Origin of the sequence: uncultured Nitratireductor sp., assembly GCF_913053745.1 — a bacterium.
In the GTDB taxonomy this organism is placed as follows: domain Bacteria; phylum Pseudomonadota; class Alphaproteobacteria; order Rhizobiales; family Rhizobiaceae; genus Nitratireductor.
Genome location: NZ_CAJXGF010000140.1, coordinates 1 through 11229 on the forward strand (window position 1 = coordinate 1; position 11229 = coordinate 11229).

At 61.7% G+C, this 11229-nt stretch carries 13 protein-coding genes; 11 read left to right on the forward strand and 2 right to left on the reverse strand.

Annotation, left to right across the window (positions count from 1 at the left end; genetic code table 11):
• From QZ638_RS18740 to QZ638_RS18755, 4 genes are all read left to right on the forward strand, one after another.
• On the forward strand, positions 1-584 hold a 584-nt coding region (locus QZ638_RS18740; RefSeq protein WP_295813422.1), incomplete at its 5' end, for an RT0821/Lpp0805 family surface protein.
• A 118-nt stretch (positions 585-702) separates the two neighbouring features.
• A complete protein-coding gene (locus QZ638_RS18745) occupies positions 703-1647 on the forward strand; it encodes a DnaJ C-terminal domain-containing protein (protein ID WP_295813423.1) in 945 nt (314 codons plus the stop codon).
• A 154-nt stretch (positions 1648-1801) separates the two neighbouring features.
• Positions 1802-2620: an enoyl-ACP reductase FabI gene (gene fabI / locus QZ638_RS18750; protein WP_295813424.1), complete on the forward strand. Its 819-nt coding sequence runs from the start codon at positions 1802-1804 to the stop codon at positions 2618-2620.
• A 15-nt stretch (positions 2621-2635) separates the two neighbouring features.
• Positions 2636-3226: a histidine phosphatase family protein gene (locus QZ638_RS18755; RefSeq protein ID WP_295813425.1), complete on the forward strand. Its 591-nt coding sequence runs from the start codon at positions 2636-2638 to the stop codon at positions 3224-3226.
• Between the two features lie 3 nt (positions 3227-3229).
• On the opposite strand, the gene QZ638_RS18760 is transcribed toward QZ638_RS18755, so the two are convergent.
• A complete protein-coding gene (locus tag QZ638_RS18760) occupies positions 3230-3478 on the reverse strand; it encodes a DUF1344 domain-containing protein (protein WP_295813426.1) in 249 nt (82 codons plus the stop codon).
• A 201-nt stretch (positions 3479-3679) separates the two neighbouring features.
• Here QZ638_RS18760 and aroC point away from each other — a divergent pair, with 201 nt between their 5' ends.
• The gene (aroC, locus tag QZ638_RS18765; protein ID WP_295813427.1) at positions 3680-4780 is read left to right on the forward strand and encodes a chorismate synthase; all 1101 of its coding nucleotides are present in this window, start codon (positions 3680-3682) and stop codon (positions 4778-4780) included.
• Positions 4781-4793: 13 nt separating this feature from the next.
• Positions 4794-5897: a 3,4-dihydroxy-2-butanone-4-phosphate synthase gene (ribB, locus tag QZ638_RS18770; protein ID WP_295813428.1), complete on the forward strand. Its 1104-nt coding sequence runs from the start codon at positions 4794-4796 to the stop codon at positions 5895-5897.
• A gap of 52 nt (positions 5898-5949) precedes the next feature.
• Here ribB and QZ638_RS18775 read toward each other — a convergent pair whose 3' ends face one another.
• Positions 5950-7167, reverse strand: coding sequence for an MFS transporter (locus tag QZ638_RS18775; protein WP_295813429.1), 1218 nt, complete (start codon positions 7165-7167; stop codon positions 5950-5952).
• Between the two features lie 119 nt (positions 7168-7286).
• On the opposite strand from QZ638_RS18775, the gene QZ638_RS18780 reads away from it, so the two are divergent.
• The 5 genes from QZ638_RS18780 to QZ638_RS18800 form a co-directional block, all read left to right on the forward strand.
• A complete protein-coding gene (locus tag QZ638_RS18780) occupies positions 7287-7892 on the forward strand; it encodes a TetR/AcrR family transcriptional regulator (protein WP_295813430.1) in 606 nt (201 codons plus the stop codon).
• A gap of 51 nt (positions 7893-7943) precedes the next feature.
• A complete protein-coding gene (locus tag QZ638_RS18785) occupies positions 7944-8930 on the forward strand; it encodes a hypothetical protein (RefSeq protein WP_295813431.1) in 987 nt (328 codons plus the stop codon).
• A 74-nt stretch (positions 8931-9004) separates the two neighbouring features.
• Positions 9005-9931, forward strand: a complete 927-nt coding sequence (locus QZ638_RS18790) for a histone deacetylase family protein (RefSeq protein ID WP_295813434.1) — start codon at positions 9005-9007, stop codon at positions 9929-9931.
• A 3-nt stretch (positions 9932-9934) separates the two neighbouring features.
• Positions 9935-10186, forward strand: coding sequence for an exodeoxyribonuclease VII small subunit (locus QZ638_RS18795; RefSeq protein WP_295813432.1), 252 nt, complete (start codon positions 9935-9937; stop codon positions 10184-10186).
• A 176-nt stretch (positions 10187-10362) separates the two neighbouring features.
• The coding region (locus QZ638_RS18800) for a 1-deoxy-D-xylulose-5-phosphate synthase N-terminal domain-containing protein (RefSeq protein WP_295813433.1) at positions 10363-11229 on the forward strand (867 nt) is incomplete at its 3' end.

Sequence of the window (11229 nt, forward strand, 5' to 3'; positions counted from 1 at the left end):
ATTCCGCAAAGAGCCGAAAAGGCTCCGCTCGCTCCGTGAAGTCCACGGATTTTAACGTCTCGTCAATCATACTGGCTGCCTGTTCGATTTATCTATGGGGAGAATGCCGATTGTCGGGGGCAACGCAAGCGCCAGTTCGGGGCACGGCCTTGGTTCTGCGTCTTGTCCGGCGTCTTTCTCTGCCCATGGCGATAAGCCTTCTTGCCGGCTGCAGCATGTCGGCGCTGGATCTGCAGCGGCCAGGCGTCGACCGCTCGACGATTACTGGTTCGATCGCGCCCGTGCCGGAAGGCGAAAGCCCCCAAATTCCACGTCCTGCCGACCTGCCAACCGGCACCGAGGCAATGCTCCGTGCCATGGTGAGCGCAATGGGCGAAGGCAGCGCGCAAACACTGCCACTTTCCTGGGCCGATCCCGAAAACGGCGTGCGCGGCGTCGTTTCCCAGATCGACGAGGATGAAACCGGAACCTGTCGGCGTTTCATGACGACACGCGAAAGTTTCGACGGGATCAGTCTATATCGCGGCACGGTTTGCCCGAACCCGGAGATCGGATGGCGTATACAGGTTTTCGAGGCAGTTTAGGTTATGATTCCGGGCCGGGTCTGGAATTTGTTCCTAGCCGAGCGCATATAGTGAACAACACCCCGAATTCACGAGCGTTTTGCCGTATAATGCGGAACGATCAGGAATAGAGCTGCACATGCGCAATCCATATGACGTTTTGGGCGTGGCCAAGAACGCCTCGTCCAAGGAGATAAAATCGGCTTACCGAAAGCTGGCGAAAAAATATCATCCGGACCAGAAACCGGACGATCCCAAGGCCAAGGAGCGCTTCGCCGAAATCGGACAGGCCTATGAGATACTGGGCGACGAAAAACAGCGCGGCGCCTTCGACCGCGGTGAGATCGATGCCGAGGGAAAACCGCGCTTCGCCGGCTTCGAGGGCGCCGGCGCGGGCGGCGATCCATTTGCAGGGTTCCGTCGATCCGGCCGGGCAGGTGGTCCGGGCGCGCAGCACTTCGAGTTCAAAAGTGGCGGCCCCGATGGCGCAGGCTTCAGCGGCGCGGACATTTTCAGCCAGATTTTCGGCGATGCCTTCTCGCAGGGCGGGCAGGCGGGGCCGGGACGCCGCGCCGGTGCGAAGCGCCCCAGCGGCATGGGCGATTTGAACGCGACGCTGGATGTCGACATCGAGGACGTCGCCAAGGCAGCCAAAGTAACGGCGATTTTCCCCGGAGGACGGCGCATCGCCGTCAAACTGCCGCGCTATGTGGAGGATGGTCAGACCATCCGCCTCAAGGGGCAGGGCGAGGAGACGCCCTTCGGCGAGCGCGGCGACGCGCTGGTGAAGCTGCGCTTTCGCAAGCATCCGCGCTACCGGGTCGAGGGGCGCGATTTGCATGTCGATCTGCCGGTGAGCCTGCGCGATGCGGTGCTGGGCGCCAAGGTGCCTGTCGAAACGCCGGCGGGTCGTCTGGCGCTTACAATTCCCGCCTGGACGAGTTCGGGACGGGCGATGCGCCTCAAGGGGCGCGGCCTGCCGCGCAAAACCGAAGGAAATGGCGACCTTTACGCCCATATTCAGATCATGCTGCCTGAAGATGGCGACCCGGGGCTGGAAGCATTGTTCCGCCAATCCGCTTGATGCCTTCGCCGGGCTGTGCGATAGGGCTGCCGGCTTATAGCATTGCACGGGTGGAGAATCGCCCGAACGCGAATGCGGGACGACAGAATGATGAAGCGCCGCGCCTTCCGGTGAATGCATGACGCTTCGGCAATTGAATTCGGAGAACCATTCCATGACAAATGGCAATGGCCTGATGGCCGGAAAGCGCGGACTCGTTCTGGGGGTCGCCAACAACCGTTCGATCGCCTGGGGGATCGCCAAGGCATGCGCCAATGCCGGCGCCGAGCTGGCGCTCACCTATCAGGGCGATGCGCTCAAGAAGCGGGTCGACCCGTTGGCGCAGGAACTCGGCGCCATCGTTGCCGGTCACTGCGACGTGACCGACATGGACAGCGTCGATGCGGTTTTCGAAAAGCTTGAGAAGGAATGGGGCAAGCTGGACTTTCTCGTCCATGCCGTCGCCTTTTCCGATAAGGACGAACTGACGGGCCGTTATGTCGACACCAGCCGCGACAATTTCCTGCGCAGCATGGACGTTTCGGTCTATTCGCTGACGGCGCTCGCGAAGCGCGCCGAGCCGCTGATGAGCGATGGCGGATCGATCCTGACCCTCACCTATTACGGCGCGGAAAAGGTGATGCCGCACTATAACGTCATGGGCGTGGCCAAGGCCGCGCTCGAGGCGAGTGTGCGCTATCTGGCGGTCGACATGGGGGGCAAAAACATTCGTGTCAACGCGATCTCGGCGGGTCCGATCAAGACGCTTGCGGCTTCCGGCATCGGCGATTTCCGCTATATCCTGCGTTGGAACGAGTACAATTCGCCGCTCAAGCGCGTGGTGACCACGGACGAGGTGGGCGATTCGGCCCTTTACATGCTCTCGCATCTCTCGCGTGGGGTGACCGGCGAGGTGCTTCATGTGGATTCCGGCTATCATGTGGTCGGCATGAAGGCGGTCGATGCGCCCGACATCTCCGTCGTAACGGAGTAGGCACGAAGGCGCATCTTGCTTCCATCTCTCTACATCATCCGCCACGGCCAGACGGCGTGGAATGCAGAAGAACGTTTGCAGGGGCAGGCCGATACGGACATCAATCCGGTCGGCCAGGTGCAAGCCGACCGGAACGGCATTCGCCTTGCCGATCTTCTGAACCACAATGCCGACGGATTCGATTTCGTAGCCAGCCCCTTACGGCGCACGCGCGAGACGATGGAGCGTGTGCGCGCCGGTCTTGGACTGCCGCGCGCGGGATACCGGACCGATCCCCGGCTGATGGAGCTGAATTTCGGCGACTGGCAGGGGTTTACCTATACCGAACTCGAAGCGGCGAAGCCCGGTTGCACGGCGGGCCGTTCCAACGACAAATGGGGCTTCGTGCCACCGGGCGACGCGGCCGAAAGTTACGAAAAGCTGGCCGAGCGCGTGAAGCCGTGGCTGGACGAGGTGGAGGGGCCGACCGTGTGCGTGACCCATGGTGGCGTCATACGCGCGCTTCTGTATCTGACGGGGCATGCCTCAAGCGACGAGGCGGCGGCGATTGCCATCCCGCAAGACAAAATTCTTCGTTTTGAAAACAATGCCGTGGAGTGGCTCTGAAGCCTATTCGGGCAGCAGCATGTCGGTGATCTGTTTTTCGCCGTTGTCGACTTCGCGATAAGCGAGGATGACGTCCATCCCCGGCTCGACGGCGGATACATCCATTTCGCTCGGCAATTTATAAGTCTGCCCGTTTTCCAGCGTAATGGTCAGGTTTTCAGGGTCGACATTGGCGACCGTGCCCTCGGCGTCCAGGGCAAAGGCGGAGGAAGCGAGCATGAGTAAGCCGATTGCTGCAGCGAAAATGCGCATTCCAAACCTCTCGGATTTCGACAAGGGCAACGGGTAGCACCGTGCGGATTCGAACGATTCTGTAAACCACCTAAATGTGTCAAAACTGGTGCATAGCGCAATCCGGTTTGACCGCATCCGCAAACGCCAATAGAAGCGAAGCGACCGGCCCTCGGCGATCGTTCGGCGGCCGGGCTGTCTGACCTGTGGAAGCCCGCATTCATGTCTCACAACACGTTCGGCCATTTGTTTCGAGTTACCACCTGGGGCGAGAGCCACGGCCCGGCCATAGGCTGTGTGGTTGACGGCTGTCCGCCGGGGATTCGTTTCACACAGGCACAGATTCAGGCCGATCTCGACAAGCGGCGTCCGGGCCAGTCGCGCTTCGTTACCCAGCGCCGCGAGCCGGACCAGGTCAAGCTCCTGTCGGGCGTGTTGCCCGACGAGGACGGGGAAACGCTGATCACCACCGGAACGCCGGTTTCCATGCTGATCGAGAATGTCGATCAGCGTTCGAAGGACTATGGTGAGATCGCACGGCGTTTCCGGCCCGGGCACGCGGACTATACATACGAGACCAAATACGGACTGCGCGATTACCGGGGCGGCGGACGCTCCTCGGCGCGCGAAACGGCGACGCGGGTTGCCGCCGGGGCACTTGCCCGCAAGGTCGTGCCGGGGGTGAAAGTGCGCGCGGCACTTGTCGCCATGGGCGAGAAGGAGATCGACCGGGCCAACTGGGATTGGGATTTCATCGGTGACGCGGAGAATCCATTCTTCACACCCGACCCGAAATCGGTGGCGATTTTTTCGGACTATCTCGACGGTATCCGCAAGGCCGGGTCCTCGGTGGGCGCGGTGATCGAGGTTGTGGCCGAGGGTGTGCCGGCCGGGCTCGGCGCGCCGGTTTATGCCAAGCTCGATCAGGATATCTGCTCCAATCTGATGTCGATCAACGCGGTGAAGGGCGTGGAGATCGGCAACGGATTCGAGGCAGCGCGCATCACCGGTGAAGAGAACGCCGACGAGATGCGGATGGGCAATGACGGCACGCCGCGCTTTTTGAGCAACAATGCGGGCGGCATTCTGGGCGGTATCGCGACCGGCGAACCTATCGTCGCGCGTTTCGCGGTCAAGCCGACCTCGTCCATCCTGACGCCGCGCCAGAGCGTCGACAAGGACGGCAACGAGGTGGATGTGCTGACCAAGGGGCGGCACGATCCCTGCGTGGGCATTCGTGCCGTGCCGATCGCCGAAGCCATGGTGGCCTGCGCGATCGCCGATCATTATCTGCGCCATCGCGGCCAGACCGGCCGCATCTGACGGAGTGTCCATCATGCCCTATGACCAGAAAAAGGTCGTCGAAGCCCTGCGCGCCTTTGAAAAGGGCGAGATTGTCGTCGTCATGGACGATGACGGCCGCGAGAACGAGGGCGACCTGATCGTCGCGGCCGTGCATTGCACACCCGAAAAGATGGCCTTCATCGTGCGCCATACATCGGGCATCGTGTGCGCACCCATGCCGCACGGCGAGGCCAAGCGGCTGAACCTGGCGCCGATGGTGGCGGAGAACGATGCGCCGCACGCGACGGCGTTCACCGTCAGCGTCGATTTCAAGCATGGCACGACCACCGGTATTTCCGCCGAGGACCGCACGCTGACCGTGCGCAATCTCGCCAATCCCAATGTCGGATCGGGGGATTTCGTGCGTCCGGGTCACATCTTTCCACTGGTGGCGCGTGAGGGTGGGGTGCTGATGCGGTCGGGCCATACCGAAGCCGCCGTCGATCTTTGCAAGCTCGCCGGTCTGCCTCCGATCGGCGTCATCTGCGAACTGGTCAACGACGACGGCACGGTGATGCGCGGGCCGCAGGTTTCGGCTTTCGCCGAAGCCCATGAGCTCATGCAGGTGTCGGTTGCCGACCTCATCGCCTACCGCCAGCGCCAGGAAACGCTGGTGGAGCGCGTGGCGAGCTTCGACATCGATACGCCCAGCGGTCCGGCGAAGGCCCATGCCTATACGCTTCCATGGGAAGCCATGCAGCATGTGGCCGTTGTCTTCGGCGACATTCGCGACGGCGTCGACGTTCCCGTGCGGCTTCACACGGAGGATGTGGTGACGGACGTGTTCGGCAAGGAAGAGCGCCTGCGCGAGGCGATGGAGCGCATGGCCGGGCTCGGCCGCGGCGTTCTCATCTATCTGCGCGAGGGTTCTGTGGGGGTGGCTCACCAGAACCGGCGCCGGCCGGCCGACAATGAGGGCCGCGAGGACCATGAAGAGGCGTTGCGGCGCGAGAGCGAGTGGCGTGAGATAGGCCTGGGTGCGCAGATTCTCAAGGATCTCGGCATTTCGTCGATCAAGCTGATGGCTTCGCGTGAACGCCATTATGTCGGTCTAGAAGGTTTCGGCATCGAGATCGCCTCCACCGACATCGTTTGAAACCGGAAGCGGGCCCACTGCCGACGGACCCGCTTCCGGTTCGTTGTCGGCTTTATTCGGCCGGCTGTATCGATGCGGCGGGAACGGTACGCCGGTCGCCGGCGAGGCTTCTCTGTCCAAGCAGAACCGTCGCCAGGGCGGAGAAACTCGCGACCACGGACACCCAGAAACCGTTCTGCGGGCCGAATGTGTCGACCACCCAGCCGGCGGCGAACGAACCGAGCGCCATGCCGATGCCGATGCCGGTCATCACCCAGGTGATGCCTTCCGTCAGCATGGCCGGCGAGACACGGCGTTCGATCACGCCGAAAGCGGTGATGAAGGTGGGTGACACTGCCAGACCGCTGACAAAGACCGCAACGGCAAGAAGCGCCACCGTATCGGCGAACAGAAGCGGCGGTGTGGTGATGGCGATGATGGCGACGGCGATGGCGAGTTGCCGCTGCAAGGCCATTTTGAGATTGAGCGCGCCGATGACGATGCCGATGAGAAACGAGCCTACCGCGTAGACGCCAATGACGAGGCTGGCAGCGCTCGGCTGGCCAAGCGCCTTGGTGATCGCCACGGAACTGACCTCCGCGGTGGCGAAAATCGCGCCGACGAAGATCAGGGCGAGGGTGACGATCTGCACCGGCCGCAACCGGATCGCCGAGCGGGTGGGGCCGTCTTCAGCAGGCCGAATGCCCGGTTCCGTCGAGCGTTGCAGGACGAAGGCCGCGGTGCCGAACGACAGGAACAGCGTGCTGGTCAGCATGCCGGCTTCGGGGAAGAGCGACACGCTCAGGCCCACGGAGAGCGAGGCTCCGGCGATGTAAACCAGTTCGTCGGCCGCCGATTCGAAGGCGAAGGCAGTGTTGAGTTCCGGCCGGTCGTGGAAAATTTCCGTCCACCGTGAGCGAACCATGGCGGGAATGCTGGGCATGGTGGCAGCGGCGAGCGCCGAGGCAAACAATGTCCATAAGGGCCAGTCCCGATTGGTGGCAACGATGAGGATCAGAAAGGCAATAACGGAGATCGTGGTGAACGGTGTCAGTATCGCGCCCTGTCCGCGCCGGTCGACAAGTCGGGAGATCTGAGGCGCCACAAAGGCATTGGTAAGCGCGAACGTGGCCGAGACGGCACCTGCGAGCCAGTACTCGCCGTGAGACTGGGAGAGCATGGCGACAATTCCGATCGGCGCCATGGCAATGGGCAGACGGGCGAAGAAGCCAGCCGCGGCAAAGCCCTTTGCGCCCGGCGCCTTAAAGATTTGGCTATAGGGGTTAGGCATTGGAGCGATCCTTGATGCGGGGTCGAATGCAGTTTACATACGCAGCGTATGTCGAGTAGATAATGACATACGTGACGTATGTCAATTAATATACGCCACGTATGTGAGTGGAGATCATAATGGCGCATAAACCGCGCAGTGAAATGATTGCCGAGACCCGGGCAAAGCTTGTCGCCGCCGCGCGGGACGCGTTCGGAACCGATGGATATGCCAACGCTTCGATGGATGATTTCACAGCCGGAGCGGGGCTGACACGCGGCGCGCTTTACCACCATTTCGGCAGCAAGGAGGGACTGCTCGAGGCGGTTATCATGCAGATCGACGCCGAAATGACAGAGAGGCTGAACAGCATATCGGCGCGTTGCCCGGACCTTTGGCAAGGATTTGTGGAAGAATGTGTCGCCTATATCGAGATGGCCCTGGAGCCGGAGATCCAGCGCATCATGCTGCTCGACGGCCCATCGATCCTTGGCGATCCCTTCAACTGGCCCAACCAGCCATCGTGCATAAGCTCGCTAAAGAACAGTCTGGAAAAGCTGGTGGCAAGCGGCCAGGCGGATGTGGCCGATCCTGAAGCCACGGCACGACTCGTCAGCGGCGCCAGCCTTCACGCTTCCCTGTGGATCGCCAACGCGGACGACCCCGAGGCAACCTCGAAACGCGCCGTTGCCGCTTTCAAGCGTCTCCTCGAGGGCTTGCGCACACACAGACCCGCGTCCGGTTGACAATCCGCCCCTATCGTTCATCCTCTGCGGAAACGGCGAAGGGGCTACGCCATGTGGGATTTCGATATCGGCAGAACGCTGGCGATCATGGGGCGGACATGGCCCTTCATCGTCCTCAGAATGCTGGTCTATTTTGGCATTACGGTCGCTTATATCTTCGCCACCGGAACGGGGGCGGGGATCGGTTACGGCGTGGGCCATGTTTCAACCGATCCAGGCGGCCCGACCTCGTTCGCCTTGTGGGGCGGCATCGCCGGTTTCGGCCTGGTATCCGTGATTGTCTACTGGATTCGCGAATACATTCTCTACATCGTCAAGGCCGGTCATATCGCCGTGATGGTGCATCTGATCGACGGGCAGGACGTGCCCGACGGAAAGAATCAGATCGCCTATGCCCGTTCCGAGGTGACCGCGCGTTTCGCCGAAGCCAATGTGCTGTTCGTTCTCGACCAGCTCGTGAAAGGCGCGATCCGCGTGCTGACGGGACTTCTGGGCGGCATTGCCGGTTTCCTGCCCATTCCCGGCCTCGATGCTCTCATGCGTTTCGTCAACACGGTGATCCGCATCGCGCTCACCTATGTCGACGAGATCATCCTCGGATACAACATCCGCATCGGCTCAAATACCCCGTTCGACACCGCGCGGCAGGGCGTGGTGCTTTATGCGCAGAACGGCAAGACCATGCTCAAGAATGCCGTCTGGCTGGCATTCTTCATGTGGGGGCTAACCTTCGTCGTGTTCCTTGTCATGCTGGCGCCGGCCGCCGCCATTCTCTACGCGATGCCGGGGCAATTGGCAGGCTGGGCCTTCGTGCTCGCCATCGTGTTCGCGTGGGCGGTGAAGGCGGCATTGATCGAGCCTTTCGCCATCGCCGCGCTGATGTCGGTCTATTTCAAGGTCATCGAAGGTCAGACGCCGAATCCCGAATGGGACATGCGGCTGAGCGATGCTTCGAAGCAGTTTCGCGAGTTGAAGGAACGCGCGCTCGAAACCGTGGGTGTCCGAACGGGACCAGCATCGGCGGAACCGACCGGGTGAAAGCCTGTTGACATGCGTCGCCCGCGCAGCATCCCGTCATGGTCAAGCCATGGTTGGGCCACTACACTTACGGGATGAGAACCCGCTTCTATACCCATCCGATCTGCCGTGAGCACATCACCCCGCCCGGCCACCCGGAGCGACCGGATCGTCTGAGGGTGATCGTCGACCGGCTGGACGACGAACCATTCGCCTATCTGGAACGGCTCGAGGCACCCCTCGCCGCTGAAGAGACAGTGCTTTACGCGCATCCGCAGGAGCATCTCGACAAGGTGAAAGCCAACATACCGCAGCAGGGGCTTGCCTGCATCGATGAGGACACGACGGTTAGCCCGAAGAGCCTGGAGGCCGCGTTGACGGCCATCGGTGGCGCATTGGCTGGTGTAGACGATGTGTTTTCCGGCGAAACCGGCAATGTCTTCGTGGCGGGGCGTCCGCCCGGGCACCATGCCGAGAAGAACCGTGCCATGGGTTTCTGTCTGTTCAACAGCGCCGCAATTGCCGCCCGTCACGCGCAGAAAAAACACGGCGCGGAGCGCGTCGCCATCGTCGACTGGGATGTGCATCACGGCAATGGCACGCAAGATATTTTCTGGGACGATCCGAGCGTGCTCTACTGCTCCACGCACCAGATGCCGCTCTATCCCGGCACCGGAGCAGCCGAGGAGACCGGCGCGGGCAACATCGTCAACGCACCGCTTCCAGCAGAGTCCGGTTCGGACGCGTTCCGCGCGGCTTTTAACGAAGCGGTGCTGCCGGCGCTCGACCGGTTTTCGCCCGATCTCATCATCGTTTCCGCCGGTTTCGACGCGCATCGGCGCGATCCGCTGGCCGAAATCAATCTGGAAGCCGACGATTTCGACTGGGCGACGGGCGTTCTGATGGAACGGGCCGACCGTTTGTCACAGGGGCGCCTTGTCAGCCTGCTTGAAGGTGGGTACGACCTGCAGGGACTGTCCGTGTCGGTCGCTGCGCATGTCGGCCGTTTGTTGAAGGGATGAGAGATGGCCGAAGAAGCCAACAACGAGATCAAGGGCATGAGCTTCGAGCAGGCGCTCGAGGCGCTGGAGAAGATCGTTGAGGATCTCGAGCGCGGCGATGTGCCGCTCGACCAGTCGATCAAGATTTACGAGCGCGGCGAGGCGCTGAAGAAGCATTGCGACCGGCTTCTCAAGGCCGCCGAAGACAAAGTGGAAAAAATCCGCCTCTCGCGTGAGGGACAAGCCGCCGGCAGCGAGCCGCTGGACGAGAGTTGACTCTGAAATAAGCCAGAGGTCATTAATCTCCGTACATTTGTTTGCGCGGAGGTTGTTTTGTATTTACGACCAGAAAAATCAAGGCCCGATGAAACTGTACTGTTTCATCGCATTGCGTTTACTTTGCATAGCTGACGTCCTATGTCGGAGAGATGTAAACAGCCGAGGTGACGCGCGTGAAATCGCCACCCGACACTCCACTTCTCGATACCGTCGGCGTTCCCGCCGATCTCAAACGTCTTTCCGAGGATTCTCTTCCTCAACTCGCCGACGAATTGCGCGCGGAGCTGATCGACGCGGTCTCCGGAACCGGCGGTCATCTGGGGGCGGGGCTGGGCGTGGTCGAGCTGACTGTCGCGCTGCACTATGTATTCGATACACCGGACGACCGGCTGATCTGGGATGTGGGCCACCAGGCCTATCCGCACAAGATCATCACCGGGCGCCGTGATCGCATCCGCACGCTGCGCCAGGAAGGGGGGCTCTATGGCTTCACCAAGCGGTCGGAAAGCGAGTACGACCCGTTTGGAACGGCGCATTCCTCGACGTCGATTTCGGCGGGCCTTGGCATGGCGGTCGCGCATGGGCTTGCCGGCGAGAAGCGCAATGTGATTGCCGTGATCGGCGACGGCGCCATGTCGGCGGGCATGGCCTATGAGGCGATGAACAATGCCGGTGCGCTCGATGCGCGGCTGATCGTCATCCTCAACGACAACGATATGTCGATCGCGCCTCCGCAAGGGGCGATGAGCGCCTATCTGGCGCGGCTCGCCTCGGGCCGGGCCTATCAGGGTGTGCGCGATCTCGGGAAAAAACTCACCTCCTATCTGGGCGCGGGCATCGACCGCGCCATAACCCGGGCCGTGGAGCATGCGCGCGGCTATGTGACGGGCGGCACGCTGTTCGAGGAAATGGGTTTTTTTCATATAGGCCCGATCGACGGGCACAATCTCAAACATCTCGTTCCGGTGCTGAAGAATGTGCGCGACAATGGCAACGGACCGGTGCTCATCCATGTGGTGACGCAGAAGGGCAAGGGCTAT